This is a genomic window from Streptomyces canus 299MFChir4.1 (genome assembly GCF_000383615.1).
Lineage (GTDB): Bacteria > Actinomycetota > Actinomycetes > Streptomycetales > Streptomycetaceae > Streptomyces > Streptomyces canus_C.
This window is the reverse complement of the sequence record NZ_KB911600.1, coordinates 147,605-167,116: the sequence shown is the minus strand read 5'-3', so window position 1 is coordinate 167,116 and position 19,512 is coordinate 147,605. Positions and strand designations below refer to the sequence as shown.

General features: G+C 71.0%; 21 protein-coding genes. 6 read left to right on the top strand and 15 right to left on the bottom strand.

Annotation, left to right across the window (positions count from 1 at the left end):
* Window positions 1-79 precede the first annotated feature (79 nt).
* From H293_RS0132135 to H293_RS0132115, 5 genes are all read right to left on the bottom strand, one after another.
* A complete protein-coding gene (locus H293_RS0132135; protein ID WP_007385227.1) occupies window positions 80-772 on the bottom strand; it encodes an ABC transporter ATP-binding protein in 693 nt (230 codons plus the stop codon).
* Window positions 773-856: 84 nt separating this feature from the next.
* Window positions 857-2,023: an alginate lyase family protein gene (locus H293_RS0132130; protein WP_028808382.1), complete on the bottom strand. Its 1,167-nt coding sequence runs from the start codon at window positions 2,021-2,023 to the stop codon at window positions 857-859.
* A 174-nt stretch (window positions 2,024-2,197) separates the two neighbouring features.
* Window positions 2,198-2,956 (bottom strand): DUF3710 domain-containing protein, encoded by a 759-nt coding sequence (locus H293_RS0132125; RefSeq protein ID WP_020121926.1) that lies wholly within the window; start codon window positions 2,954-2,956, stop codon window positions 2,198-2,200.
* 1 nt (window position 2,957) lies between these two features.
* On the bottom strand, window positions 2,958-3,509 hold the full coding sequence (dut, locus tag H293_RS0132120) for a dUTP diphosphatase (protein WP_020121925.1): 552 nt from the start codon (window positions 3,507-3,509) through the stop codon (window positions 2,958-2,960).
* A complete protein-coding gene (locus H293_RS0132115) occupies window positions 3,506-4,090 on the bottom strand; it encodes a PaaI family thioesterase (RefSeq protein ID WP_028808381.1) in 585 nt (194 codons plus the stop codon). The genes dut and H293_RS0132115 overlap by 4 nt, the downstream gene beginning before the upstream one ends.
* 58 nt (window positions 4,091-4,148) lie before the next feature.
* Here H293_RS0132115 and H293_RS0132110 point away from each other — a divergent pair, with 58 nt between their 5' ends.
* A complete protein-coding gene (locus H293_RS0132110) occupies window positions 4,149-4,613 on the top strand; it encodes a DUF3093 domain-containing protein (RefSeq protein ID WP_020121923.1) in 465 nt (154 codons plus the stop codon).
* A 64-nt stretch (window positions 4,614-4,677) separates the two neighbouring features.
* Here the strand turns inward: H293_RS0132110 and H293_RS50330 are convergent, their stop codons facing one another.
* The 4 genes from H293_RS50330 to H293_RS0132090 all read right to left on the bottom strand — a co-directional run bounded on the left by H293_RS50330 (window position 4,678) and on the right by H293_RS0132090 (window position 8,183).
* Window positions 4,678-5,574 carry a hypothetical protein gene (locus tag H293_RS50330; protein WP_028808380.1) on the bottom strand — a complete coding sequence of 299 codons (897 nt, stop codon included), beginning with the start codon at window positions 5,572-5,574 and terminating at the stop codon, window positions 4,678-4,680.
* A 13-nt stretch (window positions 5,575-5,587) separates the two neighbouring features.
* Window positions 5,588-5,884 carry a DUF4193 domain-containing protein gene (locus tag H293_RS0132100; RefSeq protein WP_005481602.1) on the bottom strand — a complete coding sequence of 99 codons (297 nt, stop codon included), beginning with the start codon at window positions 5,882-5,884 and terminating at the stop codon, window positions 5,588-5,590.
* A 405-nt stretch (window positions 5,885-6,289) separates the two neighbouring features.
* The gene (locus tag H293_RS0132095; RefSeq protein ID WP_028808379.1) at window positions 6,290-7,525 is read right to left on the bottom strand and encodes a sensor histidine kinase; all 1,236 of its coding nucleotides are present in this window, start codon (window positions 7,523-7,525) and stop codon (window positions 6,290-6,292) included.
* Between the two features lie 4 nt (window positions 7,526-7,529).
* On the bottom strand, window positions 7,530-8,183 hold the full coding sequence (locus tag H293_RS0132090) for a response regulator transcription factor (RefSeq protein ID WP_007385219.1): 654 nt from the start codon (window positions 8,181-8,183) through the stop codon (window positions 7,530-7,532).
* Window positions 8,184-8,597: 414 nt separating this feature from the next.
* On the opposite strand from H293_RS0132090, the gene H293_RS59310 reads away from it, so the two are divergent.
* Window positions 8,598-8,762, top strand: coding sequence for a hypothetical protein (locus H293_RS59310; protein ID WP_020121920.1), 165 nt, complete (start codon window positions 8,598-8,600; stop codon window positions 8,760-8,762).
* Window positions 8,763-8,873: 111 nt separating this feature from the next.
* On the opposite strand, the gene H293_RS0132080 is transcribed toward H293_RS59310, so the two are convergent.
* Both H293_RS0132080 and H293_RS0132075 read right to left on the bottom strand, forming a co-directional pair.
* Window positions 8,874-9,689 carry an inositol monophosphatase family protein gene (locus H293_RS0132080; protein ID WP_020121919.1) on the bottom strand — a complete coding sequence of 272 codons (816 nt, stop codon included), beginning with the start codon at window positions 9,687-9,689 and terminating at the stop codon, window positions 8,874-8,876.
* A gap of 8 nt (window positions 9,690-9,697) precedes the next feature.
* A complete protein-coding gene (locus tag H293_RS0132075) occupies window positions 9,698-10,825 on the bottom strand; it encodes a ferrochelatase (RefSeq protein WP_020121918.1) in 1,128 nt (375 codons plus the stop codon).
* 168 nt (window positions 10,826-10,993) lie between these two features.
* On the opposite strand from H293_RS0132075, the gene H293_RS0132070 reads away from it, so the two are divergent.
* From H293_RS0132070 to sepH, 3 genes are all read left to right on the top strand, one after another.
* Window positions 10,994-12,232 (top strand): MFS transporter, encoded by a 1,239-nt coding sequence (locus tag H293_RS0132070; RefSeq protein ID WP_020121917.1) that lies wholly within the window; start codon window positions 10,994-10,996, stop codon window positions 12,230-12,232.
* Complete coding sequence (locus H293_RS0132065) at window positions 12,192-13,511, top strand: D-arabinono-1,4-lactone oxidase (RefSeq protein WP_020121916.1); 1,320 nt, start codon at window positions 12,192-12,194, stop codon at window positions 13,509-13,511. The genes H293_RS0132070 and H293_RS0132065 overlap by 41 nt, the downstream gene beginning before the upstream one ends.
* A gap of 430 nt (window positions 13,512-13,941) precedes the next feature.
* On the top strand, window positions 13,942-14,976 hold the full coding sequence (gene sepH, locus H293_RS0132060) for a septation protein SepH (protein ID WP_020121915.1): 1,035 nt from the start codon (window positions 13,942-13,944) through the stop codon (window positions 14,974-14,976).
* Window positions 14,977-15,042: 66 nt separating this feature from the next.
* Here sepH and H293_RS0132055 read toward each other — a convergent pair whose 3' ends face one another.
* Window positions 15,043-15,900: a sulfurtransferase gene (locus tag H293_RS0132055; protein WP_028808378.1), complete on the bottom strand. Its 858-nt coding sequence runs from the start codon at window positions 15,898-15,900 to the stop codon at window positions 15,043-15,045.
* Between the two features lie 297 nt (window positions 15,901-16,197).
* On the opposite strand from H293_RS0132055, the gene H293_RS0132050 reads away from it, so the two are divergent.
* On the top strand, window positions 16,198-16,989 hold the full coding sequence (locus H293_RS0132050; protein WP_028808377.1) for a VOC family protein: 792 nt from the start codon (window positions 16,198-16,200) through the stop codon (window positions 16,987-16,989).
* Window positions 16,990-17,007: 18 nt separating this feature from the next.
* On the opposite strand, the gene H293_RS0132045 is transcribed toward H293_RS0132050, so the two are convergent.
* From H293_RS0132045 to H293_RS0132035, 3 genes are read right to left on the bottom strand one after another with little or no spacing between them, the layout of a single operon-like run.
* Window positions 17,008-17,667 (bottom strand): thymidine kinase, encoded by a 660-nt coding sequence (locus tag H293_RS0132045; RefSeq protein WP_020121912.1) that lies wholly within the window; start codon window positions 17,665-17,667, stop codon window positions 17,008-17,010.
* A gap of 49 nt (window positions 17,668-17,716) precedes the next feature.
* Complete coding sequence (locus tag H293_RS0132040; RefSeq protein ID WP_020121911.1) at window positions 17,717-18,916, bottom strand: alkaline phosphatase family protein; 1,200 nt, start codon at window positions 18,914-18,916, stop codon at window positions 17,717-17,719.
* Window positions 18,916-19,503, bottom strand: a complete 588-nt coding sequence (locus tag H293_RS0132035) for a DUF5998 family protein (RefSeq protein ID WP_020121910.1) — start codon at window positions 19,501-19,503, stop codon at window positions 18,916-18,918. The genes H293_RS0132040 and H293_RS0132035 overlap by 1 nt, the downstream gene beginning before the upstream one ends.
* Between the last annotated feature and the right edge of the window lie 9 nt (window positions 19,504-19,512).

The following is a 19,512-nucleotide window of genomic DNA, read 5'->3' as shown; positions in this document are numbered from 1 at the left end:
CGCGTCCCGGAGCGCACACCGCTCGCCGCCGCGACGCTCCCACCCCGACCCGCCCGGAAGCGCGCCCCATGGACGTCCCTCAGTGCCCCACGATCTCCCCGTCCCCCAGCTCCAGCACCCGGTCCGCCAGGTCCAGCAGGGTCGCGTCGTGGGTGGCCACCAGCGCGGTGACGTTCTCACTGCGGACGACCGCCCGCAGCAGCTCCATGACCGCGTGCCCGGTCTCCGCGTCCAGCTGGCCGGTCGGCTCGTCGGCGACGAGGAGGGAGGGTTCGTTGGCGAGCGCGCGGGCGATGGCGACTCGCTGCTGCTGGCCGCCGGAGAGCTCACCGGGCCGCTGCTTCGCGTGGTCCGCGAGGCCGACCAGGGCCAGCAGCAGCTCGACGCGCTCCTCACGCGCGCGTGCGTCCATCCGGCGCAGCCGCATCGGCACGCCGACGTTCTCGGCTGCGGTGAGGATCGGGATGAGCCCGAAGGACTGGAACACGAAGCCGATACGGTCCCGGCGCAGGGCCAGCAACCCGTCCTCGTCCAGCCCCGCGATGTCGACCCCGTCGAGCTCGACCCGCCCCCGGTCGGGCCGGTCGAGCCCGCCGACGATGTTGAGCAGCGTGGTCTTCCCGGAGCCCGAGCGCCCCTTGAGGGCGACCAGTTCACCGCGCGGCACCTCGAAGGAGACCCCGCGCAGCGCGTGCACCGCGGCGGCCCCCTCACCGAACGACCTGTGGATGTCCTCGACCCGCACCATGGTCTCGGTGACCACCTGAGTCATGCGTCCTCCCCCGTGAAACCGCGAACCGCGAACCGCGAAACCGGGCGCCAGTATCAACCGCGCGGCGCCCGGCCTACAACGGTTTCAGCTCGGGTTGTCCCCGTGGGTGAGCGTCTCCCAGGCCACGAAGAGGTTGTTGCTGCCCGCCGGGCGGTTCCGCTCGGTCAGGGCCTGCGTGTTAGTCATGCCCATGCCAAGCCTGTTGTGCAGCGCGTTGTACCCGACCTCGGTGACCGGCCCGAGCCCCAGCTTCAGCGACCCGCCGCACAGCCAGCTCGGCACGGCCGTCCCCAGCTCGTACCTGGCCTGGAACCCCAGCGCCTGCCGCAGCCGCTCACCCACGTCCGTGCCGTACAGGTCCTGCCCCTGGATCCGGCTCGTCTCGGCGACGTGCGAGATCGCGGAGATGCCGTACCCGGTGTGCGTGAAGTCCCGGCAGGTCTCCTGGGTGAGCCCGGTGACGAACGTGGACTGCCCCTGCCAGTAACCGACGATCTTGTCCCGGGTGTTGAGGTTCTGGCTCGGCACGGTCTTCGGCAGCTCACCGTCGGAGTCGAGATAGACGTAAGCCGCGGTACGGGTGCGGAACTTCGTCATGGCCTTGTCGTACGACGTCTTGTCCTCCAGGAAGACGGAGATGCCGACGGCCGCCTCCATCATCGACAGCTCCCAGTTGCCGTTGGAGTTCGAGCCGTTGATGATCTCGGGCAGGTAGACGTTGCGCAGCATGGTCGCGAAGCGTCCGGAGTTCGCCCAGCTCCCGGTGTACGTGTACTTGATGATCTCGGCGGCCCGGGGCCAGGAGGAGCCGGCCCAGCCGGTCTGGAGGGGCGCGTTGCTGTTGGTGTGGTCCGTGATCACCGCCGACCAGGCGTCCATGAGCTGGATGGCCTTCTTGGCGTACCGCTCGTCCCGGGTGATGTACCAGGCGAGGGCGTCGGTATAGGCGGCGATCGCGTCCTCGCGCTCGTCGGTGCAGCCGTAGTTGGGGTTCGAGTACGAGCCGCACTCGACGACCGCCCGCGGCTTGGGCGTGCGGTTCAGGTCGGCGTACTTGCTCGCCAGCATCTGGTCGAAGGCACCCTTCCAGGGCTGGGCACCCGCGTTGACCTTGCTGCGAGCGAAGGCCAACTGCCCTTCGGAGACAGTGACTCCAGGATGGACGAAGGTGGCGGGCGCGGCGTCGGCGGGCACGGCGAGAGCACCGGCGGCGAGGGCCACGACAGCGGCCACAAGAGCGGTTCTGCGCATACGTGGGGGGCCTTCCGTTCTCGTATATGAACACAAAGTGCCTGTGTGAACAGGCGCGCTGAGCCGAGAAGGTAGGTACAGACCAATCCGGCGTCAAGGTCCCGCGCACGAGCACGCACGAAAAAGGGCCGCACCCCTCACGGGGTACGGCCCTCGGGCCTCGACGTCGTACGACTACCGGACTTCGGTGATCTCCGGTCCACGCTGGAGCTGGCCCATGCCGCCGGAGAAGCGGGAGCCCTCTTCCTGCTGCTGGATGCCCTCGGGGACCATCTGGGCGTCGTTCGGCAGCTTGAGGACGATCGGGTCGCGGGGCGCCATCGGGCCCTCGCCGCGGACCACGACGGTGTCCCGGAAGATCTGCTCCAGGAGCCCGGCCGCCTGCGGCTGCACCGCGCCCTGACCCGAGATCACACCGCGCAGGAACCAGCGCGGGCCGTCCACACCCACGAACCGCACGACCTGGAAGCCGCCCGTCCCGTCCGGCAGCTGCACCGGTACCTGGGCGCGCAGCTCCCAGCCCAGCGGACCCTCGACCTCGTCGACGATGCCGCCCTGCTGGGTGATGCCGGAGCCGATCTCCTCGCGCACCTCGCCCCAGATGCCCTCGCGCTTGGGAGCGGCGAAGGCCTGGAGCTGGATGGCGCTGTCGCGCAGCACGACGGTGGCCGCGACGATCGCGTCGCCCGCGACCTCGACCCGCAGCTCCATGCCGTCGACACCCGGGACGAACATTCCGCCCAGGTCCACGCGGCCCTCGGCGGGGTCGCGGACCTCGGTGTCGTCCCAGGGCCCGTCGGGGCGCGGCTCCGGCTCCAGCCGTACGCGCTCGCGCTCTACGTCGTCCGCCTCAGTGTCGACGCTGTCGACGACCTGCTCGGCCTCGCCGGCCGCGTCCTCGGCGGCACCCTTCTTCTTGCGACGTCCGAACACGTCACTGTCCTTCCCGGTCGGATACGACCGATGCGTATCGATTCCCACCCGTTGTGCCGCCCATGGCGGCCTCAGCGCTTGTATCGCCCCCGTCGCCCACGGCGGCGTGACCGCCGGTGGACCCGAAGCCCCCCTCGGCCCGCGCCGACTCGGGAAGCTCCGCGACCTCCTGGAAGCGGACCCTCTCGACCTGCTGGACGACGAGTTGGGCGATCCGGTCGAAACGCTCGAACCGCACCGACTCGTGCGGGTCGAGATTCACCACGATCACCTTGATCTCCCCACGGTACCCGGCATCAACCGTCCCCGGGGCATTCACGAGAGCGACACCGCAGCGGGCGGCGAGACCGGATCGCGGGTGCACGAAGGCCGCGTACCCCTCCGGGAGCGCCACAGACACCCCCGTGGGCAGCACGGCCCGCTCCCCCGGCTTCAGTTCACGGCTCTCGGTGGTCCGCAGATCGGCCCCCGCGTCACCGGGGTGCGCGTACGACGGAAGCGGTACGTCGGGGTCGACGCGCCGGATCAGCACGTTCAGGGGCTCACGGCTCACGGGTTCACCTCGAAGGCACGGGCACGCCGGACCTGGTCCGGGTCGTCCATGGCGGCCCGGATCTCCTCCGGGCGGCCGTTGTCGATGAAGTGGTCGACCTTGACCTCGATGAACAGGGCGTCCGCGCGGACCGCGACGGGCCCCTCGGGGCCGCCGATCCGGCCGGTGGCGCTCGAGTAGATCTTCCGCCCGGCCACCGCGGTCACTTCGGCCTCCAGGTACAGCACCGTGCCGACGGGCACCGGCCGTACGAAGTCGGTCTCCAGGCGTCCGGTCACGGCGATCGTGCGCAGCAGCCAGTTGAGTGAGCCCACGGTCTCGTCGAGGGCGGTCGCGAGCACTCCGCCGTGCGCGAGTCCGGGAGCGCCCTGGTGGGCGGGGCGCACGGTGAACTCGGCCGTCACCGAGACCCCCTCGCCGGCCCGCGCCTCCAGGTGCAGCCCGTGGGACTGCTCGCCGCCACAGCCGAAACACTGGCCGTAGTGCGCACCGAGCAGCTCACCGGGCGCGGGGGCGTCCGGGTGGCGCACAGGTTGCGCCGCGTCGGCGGGAGGCTGGAGAGCCGGGGAAGTACCACTCACAGGCGCAGACCTTACCCGCGCGTCGGGTCTATCAGGACACCGTGCCAAGCTTGGTTTCATGCAGCCCTCCGCCGTCCCGTACGACGAACGCCTCACCGCCCCCCGCTCCTGGTGGCTGATCTCCTTCCTGGTCGGGGTCTCCTTCGCGCTGATCCTGCTCCCCTTCGGCACCCTGCCGCTGTTCGGCGGCCTGGTCGGCGGCACCGCCGCGGCGGCGGTCGTCGCCAGTTCCTACGGCTCGCTGCGCATCCGGATCGTGGGTGACTCGCTGATCGCGGGCGAGGCGAAGATCCCGGTGTCGGCGCTGGGCGAGGCGGAGATCCTGGACCCGGAGGAGGCCCGCGCCTGGCGGACCTACAAGGCCGACACCCGCGCCTTCCTGCTGCTGCGCGCCTACATTCCGAGGGCGCTGAAGGTGGAGGTCACCGATCCGGACGACCCGACGCCGTATCTGTACCTGTCGACGCGCGCGCCGGAGCGGCTGGCCGAGGCGCTGAAGACGGCCCGCACGGCCGCCGCCTAGAACGTTCGTGCAGGACTTCACCCGACCGTAGGGACGGTTGAGGTCCGGACTTCTCACGGAAGTCTTACTTCTCCAGCTCCAGCGGGTTCGCCGGGATCTCCAGGGCCGGCAGCGCGGGAAGTTCGCCCCAGGGCACCTGGGCCCTGCGCAGGTCCTTGCGGATCCGCTCGGCGAGCTTTCTGGTGTCCCGGCGGTTCATGACCGCCCCGACGGCCGCGCCGACCAGGAACGGCATGAGGTTCGGCAGGTCGCGGATCATCCGCTTCATGATCTGCTGCCGCAGCTGATGCTTCATCTGGGTGTTGAGCGAGCCGCTCACGGTCGACGGCTTCTTCACGTCGATCCCGCGCTCTCCTGACCAGGAGTTCAGATACGCGGTGCTGCGCTCCTTGAGGTTGCCGGGCGGCCGTAGGCCGTAGACCTCGTGGAGTTCGGCGATCAGCTTCAGCTCGATCGCGGCGACGCCGGTGATCTCGGCGGCCAGTTCGGTCGGCATCGCCGGCGGCACGGGAAGCATCGCCGCCGCACCGACCCCCGCTCCGACCGTCGCCGTGGCGCTCGCGGCGCCCGTGACGAGCTTGTCCGCGAGCTCCTCGGGTCCGAGACCGGGGAACTGGCGACGGAGGGTCGCGAGGTCCCGTACGGGGACACGCGGGGCGTTCTCGATGATCCGGTCGGTGAGGTACGCCAGGCCCGCCCTGGCCCGGCTACCGCCCTTGCGGGCCCCTTCCCGGGCCTTGTCCCGGATCGCCGCCACCCGTCGTTTCGCGACGGGCGCGGGCGTCCTGGTCGAATCGGTCGGCGCCGGATGGTCGGTCCGGTCGGCCGCCGGTTCGAGCGAGGCTCCCGGGTCGAAAGAGCCCCGCTCGTCGTCACGCGCGCGGTGGGGGCCGTCGGACGGTCCCTGCCCCGCTCCCTGCCGGAGGGAGCGGCGCTTCCAAGGAGGGGTCGAGCCAGTCATGCCCGACCCGCCCTCAGTCGCAGTCGCGGCAGATCGGCTGGCCGTTCTTCTCCCGGGCCAGCTGGCTGCGGTGGTGCACCAGGAAGCAGCTCATGCAGGTGAACTCGTCCTGCTGCTTGGGCAGCACCCGGACGGCCAGCTCCTCGTTCGAGAGGTCCGCTCCGGGCAGTTCCAGGCCTTCGGCGGCCTCGAACTCGTCGACGTCCACTGCGGAGGTCGACTTGTCATTCCTACGCGCCTTGAGCTCTTCAAGGCTGTCCGAGTCGACGTCGTCGTCGGTCTTGCGTGGGGTGTCGTAATCCGTTGCCATGTCGCTCTCCCCCTCTGGGTGTCTGCGGTGTCTCCAGCGCACGTAACGCGTGAGAGGCCGGACTTGTGCCCGACCCGAGGCGGAGATTTTGCCTCACATCAAGGTCTGTTACTCAATCGACACCCAACCGGACTCCTCTTGAGTGATCGGGTTGGATGGCGATCGGGACCGTACACGGTCCGAATCCCGCACTTCAAAGGCGTCTCACCGTGTACTTCCCGTGATCAGGACCCCTGAAAACCCGGAGTTTCCCGGCTTTCCGACAGGGTGCATGATCACGGAGAGTGGATGGCGGGAAAATCTCCCTTGTGATCGATCACACATGCGGCAGTCCTTACGCTGCCCGGGAAATTCCGCGCAAAGCGAACATCCCTGTATATCGATCCCGGTGCGGGGGCCATGGTCTCAGACCGGAAGGGTGACTCGCATCACCAGTCCACCCCCTTCGCGTGGCTGAGCGGTGATGTGCCCGCCGTGCGCCCGTGCCACGGACCGCACGATGGACAGTCCGAGACCGACGCCCTTGTCGCTGCCGGTGCGGTCGGCGCCGCGCAGCCGCTTGAAGGGCTCGAAGAGATTGTCGACCTCGTACGCCGGCACGACCGGGCCCGTGTTGGAGACCGTGAGCACCGCGTGCCCGTGCTGGATCTCCGTGGTGACCTCGACCCAGCCGCCCTCGGCCACGTTGTAGCGCACGGCATTCTGCACCAGGTTCAGGGCGATGCGCTCCAGCAGGACGCCGTTGCCCTGGACGACTGCCGACTTCTGCTCGCCGCGGATCGCCACGCCCTTGGCCGCCGCCTCGCCGTGCACCTGGTCGACCGCCTGCCCGGCGACCTCGGCGAGGTCCACGGGCTTGCGCTCGACGATCTGGTTGTCGCTGCGCGCGAGCAGCAGCAGACCCTCCACGAGCTGCTCGCTGCGCTCGTTGGTGGCCAGCAGTGTCTTGCCCAGCTGCTGGAGCTCCACCGGGGCACCCGGATCGGACAGGTGCACCTCCAGCAGAGTGCGGTTGATCGCCAGCGGTGTCCGCAGCTCGTGCGAGGCGTTGCCGACGAAGCGCTGCTGGGCCGTGAAAGCCCGCTCCAGACGCTCCAGCATGTCGTCGAAGGTGTCGGCCAGTTCCTTGAGCTCGTCGTCCGGGCCGTCCAGCTCGATACGGCGGGAGAGGTCCGAACCGGCCACCGCGCGCGCCGTGCGCAGGATCCGGCCGAGCGGCGACAGAACCCGCCCCGCCATCGCGTAGCCGAAGGCGAAGGCGATGATCGCGAGACCGAGGAGCGCCAGCAGGGAGCGGCTGAGCAGGTCGTCCAGGGCGTGCTGGCGCTGGTCGTTGACGCAGTTGTCCATCGCCTTGTTCATGACGTCGGGCGAGACGCCCGTGGGCAGGTTGCAGATGTCGCTCGCGACTCTGCCCTCGGTGATCTTGAAGGGCAGTTGGCTGCCGACGTTCAGCGCCTGCGCCGCCACCAGGTAGATGATCGACAGCAGCAGGATGCCCGCGATCAGGAACATGCCGCCGTACAGCAGGGTGAGCCTTATGCGGATGGTCGGGCGCAGCCACGGCAGCGGCGGCGCCGGCCTCCTGGGATCCCAGGTGGGCTTCGGGGGCGCCTGGGGAGGCGCGGGAGTCGAGGCCACGGGATCAGATCCGGTAGCCCGAGCCGGGGACCGTGACGATCACCGGGGGTTCGCCCAGCTTGCGGCGCAGGGTCATGACGGTCACCCGCACGACGTTGGTGAACGGGTCGGTGTTCTCGTCCCAGGCCTTCTCCAGGAGCTGCTCCGCGGAGACGACGGCGCCCTCGGAGCGCATCAGCACCTCCAGGACGGCGAACTCCTTGGGGGCGAGCTGGACTTCCTTGCCGTCGCGGAACACCTCGCGGCGGTTGGGGTCGAGCTTGATCCCGGCGCGCTCCAGGACCGGCGGCAACGGCACGCTGGTGCGCCGGCCGAGAGCACGCACGCGTGCCGTCAGCTCGCTGAACGCGAAGGGCTTGGGCAGATAGTCGTCGGCGCCGATCTCCAGGCCCTCGACGCGGTCGCTGACGTCGCCGGAGGCCGTGAGCATCAGCACGCGCGTGGGCATGCCGAGCTCGACGATCTTGCGGCAGACGTCGTCGCCGTGGACCAGGGGGAGGTCACGGTCGAGGACGACCACGTCGTAGTCGTTGACGCCGATGCGCTCCAGGGCGGCCGCGCCGTCGTACACGACGTCGACGGCCATGGCCTCCCGGCGCAGTCCGGTGGCCACCGCATCGGCGAGCAGCTGCTCGTCCTCGACGACGAGTACGCGCACGTCGCTTGTCCTTCCTGTGTCCACCCGCGTAGCGCGCTTCGGGAACGCGCGGGCAGGGGTTCGGGTGAGTGTTGGTCTCCATCCTGCCCTTTTCGGCCATAAGTCGGCTGTAAGGCGGGTGAGGGGCGCCTGAAAGACGGGTGTGAGAGCGGGAATGCGGGATTTTCTCTCGCGGTTGAGGTTTCCGTCGGAGGGAGCGGGGGGAGGACGGCTTTACACCCCGCGATCACGCTCTGCATGTGCCGTACCACCATGCGGCACGGCGCGATCCGCTTCCGCAGAGCGGGCGTGGGTGTCCGGCACCGTCGCCGCCCGGCCTGGGCAGCGCTGGGCACCCGCAAGAGACGTGATCGCCCCTTCCGAACGGCACACCCCCGTGCCACCGACCCACGACCCAGGACGAGGGGGCGCAGCATGGACGCATTCACCGCAGGACTTCTGCAGCGGATAAGGGCGACCGAGACCGACCTGACGCGGGCCCGTAACGAGGGCGACGACTTCCTCGTCGAAGTGGAGCAGGGCGAGCTCGACGACCTGCGCCGCCTCGCGGCCGAACACGGTGTGGAGGTCAGCGCCTAGCGTCTGATCGGCTTCGCGGCACGACAGCGGGCCCCCGGCGAATCCAGCGCCGGGGGCCCGCTGCGTCGGTGCACGGGCCTGTTCACCTGGTGTTCGCCCGCGGTCGGCCGGTCAGTCGTGCCAGGCCCCGAAGTCCTCCAGGAGCTGCTGGAGGGGCTCGAAGACCCCCGGGCTGCCGGCGACGGTCAGGGCGGGGTTCGGTCGCTCTCCGGGGCGGCCGCCGGTCAGGGCGCCCGCCTCCCGGGCGATGAGGTCGCCCGCCCCGTAGTCCCAGGCGTTCAGACCTCGCTCGTAGTACCCGTCCAGGCGGCCCGCGGCCAGGTCGCACAGGTCGACCGCCGCCGAGCCGCCGCGGCGGATGTCGCGCAGCAGCGGGATCATCTTCCGGGCCACCTCGGCCTGGTGGGTGCGGACCTCGGTGACGTAGTTGAAGCCGGTCGACACCAGGGCCTGCTCCAGGGGCGGCGCCGGGCGGCAGGCCAGCCTGCGCTCGCCCTCCCACGCTCCCGTGGCCCAGGCGCCCTCGCCTCGGACCGCGTGGTACGTCTCGCCGCGCATCGGCGCCGCGACGACCCCGACGACGGTTTCGCCGTCCTGCTCGGCGGCGATGGAGACGGACCAAGTCGGCAGCCCGTAAAGGTAGTTGACCGTGCCGTCGAGCGGGTCGACGACCCAGCGGACGCCGCTGGTGCCCTCGGTGGCGGCACCCTCCTCGCCGAGGAAGCCGTCGTCCGGGCGGTGCTGGGAGATCACATCGGTGATCAGCTTCTCCGCCGCGATGTCCATCTCGGTCACCACGTCGATGGGGCTGGACTTCGTCTTGGCAACCGCGAGGTCGGCCGGGCGGCCGTCGCGCAGCAGGGTGCCGGCGCGACGGGCGGCCTCCTGGGCCAGCCGAAGCAGTTCCGCGTGCAGGGGGTCGGTCACGGGGCTCCTCACGCGTACGGGCTGTCGACGCCCGCGGCGGCGGGCTTGGCGGCGCGGGTCGGGCAGCAGCCGACCGGGCAGACGTCGTGGCCGGCCCCGAGCGCGCCGAGGGCGCAGGGCGTGACCTCCTGGCCGCGCTCCACCGCGGCCCGCTCCAGCACCAGGTCGCGGACGGCGGCGGCGAAGCGGGGATCGTCGCCCACGGTCGCCGACCGGCGCATCGGCAGGCCGAGCTCCTCCGCCTTGGCCTTGGCCTCCGTGTCGAGGTCGTAGAGGACCTCCATGTGGTCGGAGACGAAGCCGATGGGCGCGATCACCACGGCCGGGACGCCGGACGCGTGACGCTCCTCCAGGTGGTCGCAGATGTCGGGCTCCAGCCACGGGATGTGCGGCGCGCCGGAGCGCGACTGGTACACGAGCCGCCAGGGGTGGTCGACGCCGGTGCGCTCCTGGACGGCGTCGGCGATCAGCCGGGAGACCTCCAGGTGCTGCGCGACGTACGCGCCGCCCTCTCCGTGGCCCTCCACCGGCCCGGAGGTGTCCGCGGACGCGTTCGGGATCGAGTGGGTCGAGAAGGCGATGTGGGCGCCGTCGCGGACGTCCTCGGGGAGCTCGGCGAGGGACGCGATCACCCCGTCGATCATGGGCTCCAGGAAGCCGGGGTGGTTGAAGTAGTGCCGCAGCTTGTCGATCCTCGGCAGTTCCAGGCCCTCGGCCTCCAGGGTGGCCAGTGACTCGGCGAGGTTCTCGCGGTACTGGCGGCAGCCCGAGTAGGAGGCGTAGGCGCTGGTGGCGAGGACCAGGACGCGGCGGTGGCCGTCGGCGACCATCTCGCGCAGGGTGTCCGTGAGGTAGGGCGCCCAGTTGCGGTTGCCCCAGTAGACCGGCAGGCCCAGGCCGTGGTCCGCGAAGTCCTTGCGCAGGGCGTCCAGCAGGGCGCGGTTCTGGTCGTTGATGGGGCTGACCCCGCCGAACAGGAAGTAGTGCTGACCGACTTCCTTCAGACGTTCCTTGGGGATGCCACGCCCGCGCGTCACGTTCTCCAGGAACGGGACCACGTCGTCCGGGCCCTCCGGGCCTCCGAACGAGAGCAGGAGCAGGGCGTCGTAGGGGGTGGCGTCGAGCGCGTCTCGCATGGGTCGATCCTGTCATCCGGTACTGACAGCCGGGAACCGGCCGGGTGGACGGCCGGGTTCCCGGCCGTCCCGCCGGGTGCGTCGGGGCCCCGCACCCGTAAGCTGTATGAGGCGCGTTCGCGCCTTACCGCCACCCGAGCCGCTGCTCACCGGCCGACCGGAGACCCTGTGCCCAGCCCTTACCGCGCCCTGTTCGCCGCCCCCGGCTCCAGGACCTTCTCAGCCGCGGGCTTCGTCGGCCGGATGCCGCTGTCGATGATGGGCATCGGCGTGGTCACGATGATCTCCCAGCTCACCGGAAGGTACGGCCTGGCGGGCTCGCTGTCGGCGACCATCGCTCTGGCCGCCGCGGTGATCGGCCCGCAGGTCTCCCGGCTGGTGGACCGGCACGGCCAGCGGCGGGTGCTGCGCCCGGCGACGCTCGTCGCGCTGGTGGCGTCCGCCGGGATGCTGCTCGCCGCGCATTTCCGCTGGCCGGACTGGGTGCTGTTCGTGTGTGCCGTCGGCATCGGCGCGGTGCCGAGCCTCGGTGCGATGATCCGCGCGCGGTGGGCGGCCCTGTACCGCGGCACCCCGCAGCTGCACACCGCGTACTCCTTCGAGTCGGTGATCGACGAGGTCTGCTTCATCTTCGGGCCGATCATCTCCATCGGGCTGTCCACGGCCTGGTTCCCCGAGGCGGGGCCGCTGCTCGCCGCCTGTTTCCTGGCGGTCGGTGTCTTCTGGCTGACCGCGCAGCGGGCCACCGAGCCGGCCCCGCACCCGCGCGGGCAGGACGGCGGCCGTTCGGCGCTGCGGGCGCCGGGTCTGCAGGTCCTGGTGCTCACCTTCGTGGCCACGGGCGCGATCTTCGGGGCGGTGGACGTGGTCACCGTGGCCTTCGCCGACGAGCAGGGCCACAAGGGTGCCGCGAGCCTCGTGCTCGCGCTCTACGCGGCGGGCTCGTGCGTCGCGGGTCTCGTGTTCGGCCTGTTGCACTTCGGGGGGCGGCCCGAACCTCGCTGGCTGCTGGGCATATGCGCCATGGCCGTGAGTATGATCCCCCTCCTACTGGTCGGAAACTTGCCGTTTCTGGCCGTGGCGCTGTTCGTCGCGGGCCTGTCCATCGCTCCCACGATGATCACGACGATGTCGCTGATCGAACAGCACGTACCACGCGCGCAACTGACCGAGGGCATGACCTGGATCAGTACGGGGCTCGCGGTCGGGGTCGCGCTCGGCTCCTCCGTGGCCGGCTGGGTGATCGACGCGGCCGGTGCGCGCGCCGGGTACGGGGTTCCGGCGGTGTCCGGGGCCGTCGCGGTCGCGGTCGGTTTCCTGGGGTACCGCCGGCTCACGAGGCCGGTTCCGCGTCGGGGAGGCAGCGTTGAGCACGGCAGCGAGCGCGAAGAACGGCACGTGGCGTAACTGGGGCGGCAATGTCGCCGCGCGTCCCGCGCGGGAGGTCACGCCCGCTTCGGTCGACGAGCTGGCTGCCGCCGTGCGGAAGGCCGCCGAGGACGGTCTCAAGGTGAAGGCCGTCGGCACCGGGCACTCCTTCACGTCGATCGCCGCGACCGACGGTGTGTTGATCCGCCCTCACCTCTTGACCGGTATCCGCACCATTGACCGGGACTCCATGACCGTCACGGTGGAGGCCGGTACGCCGCTCAAGAGGCTCAACATGGCTCTCGCGCGCGAGGGACTGTCGCTGACCAACATGGGCGACATCATGGAGCAGACGGTCTCCGGGGCCACCAGCACCGGCACCCACGGCACGGGCCGCGAGTCGGGCTCGATAGCCGCCCAGATCAAGGGCCTTGAACTGGTCACGGCCGACGGCTCGGTGCTCTCCTGCTCCGAGAAGGAGAACCCCGAGGTCTTCGCGGCCGCCCGGATCGGTCTGGGCGCGCTCGGCGTCGTCACCGCGATCACGTTCGCCGTCGAGCCGATCTTCCTGCTCACGGCCCGCGAGGAGCCCATGAGCTTCGACAAGGTCACCAGCGCCTTCGACGAACTCTGGGCCGAGAACGAACACTTCGAGTTCTACTGGTTCCCGCACACCGGTTCCACCAACACCAAGCGCAACAACCGCAGCGCGGGCCCGGAGAAGCCGGTGCCGCAGCTCCAGGGCTGGTTCGAGGACGAGTTCCTCTCCAACGGCGTCTTCCAGGTGGCCCAGTGGGTCGGCCGCGCGGCGCCGGGCACGATCCCCTCGATCGCGCGGATCTCCAGCAAGGCGCTGTCCTCGCGGACCTACACCGACATCCCGTACAAGGTCTTCACATCGCCCCGCCGGGTGCGGTTCGTGGAGATGGAGTACGCCGTCCCGCGCGAGGCCGTGGTCGAGACGCTGCAGGAACTGAAGACGATGGTCGACCGCTCCGGGCTGCGGGTCAGCTTCCCCGTGGAGGTGCGCACCGCGCCCGCCGACGACATCACGCTGTCCACCGCCTCGGGCCGGGACAGCGCGTACATCGCTGTCCACATGGTCAAGGGGACGCCGTACCAGGCGTACTTCACGGCCGCGGAGCGGATCTTCACGGCGCACGAGGGACGCCCGCACTGGGGGAAGGTGCACACGCGCGACGCCGAATACTTCGCCGGCGTCTATCCCCGCTTCGGCGAGTTCACCGCACTCCGCGACCGTCTCGACCCCGACCGGCGTTTCCAGAACGACTACTTGCGCCGGGTATTGGGGGCATAAGCGGACGGTTGCCGGACATACATCCGAAGCCAATAGTTCCGTTTCTGGTGATTCCGTGAAGTGCACCACTTCAAGATCGCGGAATCCGCTCAACGAAGGGCCGGGCAGCGTTTCTTGAACGAAGTTGAGTGGCGCGCCAATCCACGCACGTGGCCCAAATGGAGTACTGTTGCGAGCCCTGGGTCCGGTCTCCCGCCAGGGCGTCCGTGGCCTTCAAGGGCGGCCGGGAGGGGGCTAGTTGCACAGGGTGACGGAGTTGGTCACTTAGCGTTGCGAATAGGTAACCGTGCCATAACGGCGTTCCAGGGCCAGTGCCCGACACGCCGGGCAACTCGGCAAGGTTGTGGCAGGCTGCACCCGGGCAGGCCACACTCGACTAGCGGAAGCAGCGACGCACGTGACGTCGGCAGGCACCACCCGGGAGGTCCCCATGCCCGAACTGCGTGTCGTGGCCGTCTCCAATGACGGCACACGGCTGGTGCTGAAGGCTGCCGACGCAACGGAGTACACGCTTCCGATCGACGAACGTCTGCGCGCAGCGGTGCGCGGCGACCGTCCCCGCCTCGGCCAGATCGAGATCGAGGTCGAAAGCCATCTCCGTCCCCGCGACATCCAGGCGCGTATACGCGCGGGTGCCACCGCGGAAGAGGTAGCCCAGCTCGCAGGTATCCCCGTAGACCGTGTACGGCGCTTCGAGGGCCCCGTGCTCGCCGAGCGCGCCTTCATGGCCGAACGAGCCCGCAAGACCCCGGTCCGCCGGCCCGGCGAGAACGCGGGGCCGCAGCTCGGCGAGGCCGTGCAGGAGCGGCTGTTGCTGCGCGGCGCCGAGAAGGACACCGTCCAGTGGGACTCATGGCGCCGTGACGACGGCACCTGGGAGGTGCTGCTGGTCTACTGCGTCGCGGGCGAACCGCACTCGGCGAGCTGGACCTACGACCCGCCCCGGCGGCTCGTCCAGGCCGTCGACGAGGAGGCCCGCTCGCTGATCGGCGAGTCCGAGGACCTCGGCGCGCCGGAGCCCAGCTTCCCGTTCGTGCCGCGTATCGCGCGACTGCCGCGCGACCGTCCGCTGGACCGCGCCCTCGACCGGCCGAGCCTGCCCCCGGCCGAGCCCACCGAGGAGGCCGTCGGTGAACGGGACTCGCTGACCAGCCTGTTGGAGGCCGTGCCGAGTTTCCGGGGCGACATGGTCGTACCGGAGCGGCCGTCCGAGACGGCGAGCATCGAGGAACCGCCCGCACTTGAGGAGGAGCCCGAGGCGGAGGAGCCGCCGGCTCCCGCGGCCTCGGCCGGTTCCGCCTACGCGGACGTCCTCATGCCGCGTTCGGTGGCCAGCCACCGCGACCGCCTCATCGGCGCGACCGACCGCCAGGCCGAAGCCGACGGCGTCCGTCCGGGCCGCAGAGCGGCGGTCCCGAGCTGGGACGAGATCGTGTTCGGCACACGGCGGAAGAAGCAGGATTAGTCCGTCGTACGAGGATCAGGGCCGCGCTCGTCGAGTGCGGCCCTTTCTCGTCGTACGGCCCGGGAGCTACTGGGGATCCGGCCCCACGGCGACCGGGCGCTCCGGGTCCGAGGACCATTCCGACCAGGAACCGACGTACAGCGCCGCCGGGATGCCCGCGACCGCCAGGGCCAGGACCTCGTGGGCGCCGGAGACGCCGGAGCCGCAGTAGACGCCGACCGCCGCGTCCTCGGTGGCGCCGAGGGCCTTGAAGCGGGCGTTCAGCTCCTCCGGGGGCAGGAAGCGGCCGTCCGGGCCGACGTTGTCCGTGGTGGGCGCGGAGCGGGCGCCCGGGATGTGGCCGCCGACCCGGTCGATGGGCTCCACCTCGCCGCGGTACCGCTCCCCCGCGCGCGCGTCCAGTAGCACGCCTGCGCGGGCCAGCGCCGCGGCCGCGTCGGCGTCGAGCAGACCGGCCGCCGCGGGCACCGGCTCGAAGTCGCCCTCGGCGAGAGCCGGACCCGGCACGGAGGACTGCAGCGGCCCCTGCCAGGACGTCAATCCGCCGTCGAGGACTCGCACGTCCGGGTGACCTGTCCAGCGCAGCAGCCACCACGCGCGGGCGGCCGCCCAGCCCTGTCCGCCGTCGTACACGACGACCGGCGTGCCCGAGGAGACACCCGCCCGGCGCATCGCGGCGCCGAACTCCGCGAGGTCGGGCAGCGGGTGCCGCCCGCCGGTGCCGGCCCGCCCGGCCAACTCCCGGTCCAGGTCGACGTAGTGCGCACCCGGGATGTGCCCGGCCGCGTACTCGGCCCGGCCGTCGAAGGGCGGCTCGCCGGCCGCGTTGGCCACGCTCAGCTGCCAGCGGACGTCGAGCAGGACGGGCGGGTTCGGGCCGGCCAGGTCGCTCGCGAGTTCGGATGCGGAGATGATGGCGTTCATGGCCACCATCCTCGCGCACGGGGTGGCCGCGTCGTCCATGTCCGGCTACTCTGCTCCGCCGGACAGGCCCGGTCACCAGGCGTACGGGAACGGGCACATGCTGTACAGCCGATCGACATCCGTCGGCCATCGCGTGGCAGGGGCCAGGCAGCCGCACGACAGGCACCCTCCCGGCGCGGGAGGCCGTGCGGCGGCGCGCCCGGAGCGCGTTGCGCCGCGGGTGGTGCGAGCATCGGCACGGAGGTCCGGACAGCGGACACGAGACGGCCACCGCGAGGGGCCGGGGAGAGAGTGACGATGACCGAGGCAAGGGGGTCGGCCGCCCCGCCCGCTCGGCACACGCCCGGTACACCCTGCTGGGTGAGTCTGATGGTGCACGGGCCGGCCGCGACCCAGGAGTTCTACGGGTCGCTGTTCGGCTGGGAGTTCGTGCCGGGCCCGCAGCAGCTCGGGCCCTATGTCCGGGCCCTGCTGGACGGCCAGGACGTAGCAGGGATCGGACAGCTGCCGCCCGACCGCCATCTTCCGGTCGCCTGGACGCCCTACCTCGCCTCGGACGACATCGACCTGACCGCCGAGTCGGTACGGCTGTGCGGCGGCACGGTGGGAGTGGGGCCGCTGGACGCCGGGGACGCCGGGCGGCTGGTGATCGGCTCGGACCCGTCCGGTGCCGTGTTCGGCGTGTGGCAGGCCGCGTCCCACCTCGGCACCTCCGTCGCCGGCGTACCGGGCACTCCCGCCTGGCACGAGCTGCTCACCTTCGAGACGGTGAGCGTCACCAAGTTCTACGAGACTGTGTTCGGTTGCGAGGGGGAGCCGGTGGCCTCCGCCGACCTCGACTACGTCATCCTCCACGCCGGCGGCCGTCCCGTGGCCGGTCTCCACGGTGTCGGCCACGCGCTCCCCCGCGACCGGGGGCCGCACTGGATGACGTACTTCGAGGTGGCCGACGTGACCGCTTCCGCCCGCCTCCTCACCGACCTCGGCGGCCATGTGCTGGCACCGCCGCACGACAGCCCGCACGGCCGTGTGGCGACGGTGGCGGACCCGGAGGGAGCGCGTTTCTCGTTGATCGAGAACCCGCACTGAGACCCTGAAGGACTCGGGTCAGAAGCGCGCCCCGGCCGACGGAACCGGCAGGACGTCCGGGGACAGCGCGGCCGCGCGTGCCGTGCCCGCGGTCATACGGCGGCGGTGGTGCCGGCGGCACAGGACCTCGTAGCCGATGTCGTCGGCCTGGTTGACGTCACCGACGACCACCTGGGCGCCCTCGACGACCATCTCACCGTTGACCGTACGGGCGTTGTGGGTGGCCCGGGCGCCGCACCAGCACAGGGCCTCGACCTGGAGGACCTCGACCCGGTCGGCCAGTTCCACCAGGCGCTGGGAGCCCGGGAACAGCTTGGAGCGGAAGTCGGTGGTGATACCGAAGGCGTAGACGTCGAGGTCCAGGTCGTCGACCACGCGGGCGAGTTGGTCGATCTGCTCCGGCGCGAGGAACTGCGCCTCGTCCGCGATCACGTAGTCCGCGCGGCCGCCCTGGGAGAGGTGGTCGACGAGGTAGGCGTACAGGTCCTGACCGTCCTCGACCTCGACCGCGTCCGTGACCAGACCGAGCCGCGAGGACAGCTTGCCCTCGCCCGCCCGGTCGTCGCGGGTGAAGATGATGCCCGTCAGACCACGCGCCGAACGGTTGTGCTCGATCTGGAGAGCCAGCGTGGACTTCCCGCAGTCCATGGTTCCGGAGAAGAACACCAGCTCGGGCATGGGTGGTCGAGCACCTTTCGGTTTCTGCGGCGGAAGGGCCGGATCGGCTTCAGGAGCGTACTTCGAGCAGCGGGACGAGCTGCTCGGCGGGGGTCATCGAACCGTGGTTGCCGACCATGGCCGACTCCTTCGGCTCCCGCTCGGAGGCGATGAGCAGCACGTCGTCGCGGGCGGCGGCGACCACGTCGCCGATCCGGCCGTACACCCGCTCGTCGAAGTGGTCCGGCGGCCCGAACCAGCCCGCCGCGATGGCCTCGTCCCGGGAGGCGACCCAGAACTGCTCGCCGAGGACCTCCCGCCAGCAGGTCAGCACATCGCCTGCGGCGCCGGGTACCGCGTAGACATGGCGGGCCCGGCCCTCGCCGCCGAGCAGGGCGACCCCGGCGCGCAGTTCCCAGTCCTCGTCGAAGTCGATGCGGTGCTGCTCGTCGAAGGGGATGTCGACCATGCCGTGGTCGGCGGTGACGTACAGCGCGCTGTGCGGCGGCAGTTGCTCGGCTAGGCGCTGGACCAGGCGGTCGACGTACATCAACTGGCCGCGCCAGGTGTCGGAGTCGACGCCGAAGCGGTGTCCCGCGCCGTCGACCTCGGCGTAGTACGTGTAGACCAACGAGCGGTCCGCTGCGGCGAGTTGCTCGGCCGCGAGGTCCATGCGCTCCTCGCCGGACAGCCGCCCGTGGAACGTCCCGCCGCTGAGCGCGACCTTGGTCAGCGGGGTGTTCTGGAAGGTGGGCGAGGAGACCTGGGCGGCGTGCACCCCGGCCCGGTCGGCGAGTTGGAAGACGGTGGGGTACGGCTGCCAGACGTGCGGCTTGGTCCACGGCTGCCAGCGCAGCTGGTTCATCAGCTCGCCGGTGGCCGGATTGCGCACGGTGTAGCCCGGCAGGCCGTGGGCGCCGGGCGGGCGTCCGGTGCCGACGGAGGCGAGGGAGGTCGCGGTGGTCGCGGGGTAGCCGGTGGTCAGGGGGCGGCCGGTGCCGCCGCGCGAGCTGGCCAGCAGGGAGGTCATGAAGGGCGCCTCGTCCGGGTGCGCCTTCAGCTGCTCCCAGCCGAGGCCGTCGATCAGGAACACGCAGTTCCGGTCGGCGGGGGTGAGCTCGTGGATCGCGGCGGCGGTGCCCGGTACGGCCATGCCGGCGGCCAGGGTGGGCAGCAGGTCGGCGAGGGAGCCGCTGCCGTACTCGGGGACGGGCGCGGTGTCGAGGGCGAGGGGTTCCGGGTGGTCCCAGGCGGAGGCAGGCTGCACCATCAGGGGGTGACGTCCGCGGTCGCCTCGGAGATGGCCTGCGCGAAGGCGAGCGCCTGGCGCACGGTGTCCGGGCCGTCCCCGGCCTCGCTGACGCGCAGGCTGAGGTCGTCCGCCGTGGAGCTGCCGGTGTAGCCGTGGTCCGCCTCGCAGTTGGGGTCGCCGCAGGCGGCGGGCTCCAGATCGATGCGGGAGACGGCGCCCCAGCCGATGGTCAGCACGACCTCGCGGGGCAGGGTGCCCGGCTGGTACTGCTCCGGGTTCGCGACGACCCGGCTGACCACGACCGACGAGATCCGGCCGAGCTTCACGGACTCCGTGGAGGTGGTGGCGTACGGCGTCGGGGACGTGGTGTCCGCGGCCTGTTCGTCGGTGTGGCTCACGATGAAGCGGTTGCCGGTGAGGACGAGCACGGTCACGTGCCGCCGCACCTCGTTCTGGTCGAACGTCGTCTCCTGGTGGACCAGGTACGACCGGATGGGCTCGCCGCCCACGGCGGCCTCCACCGCCTCGGCCACGAGGGCCGGGTAGTAGCCGCTGCGCTCGATCGCCGCACGCAGCCCCTGGGTCGTCGTACTGGTCTTGGCCATGCCGTCCAT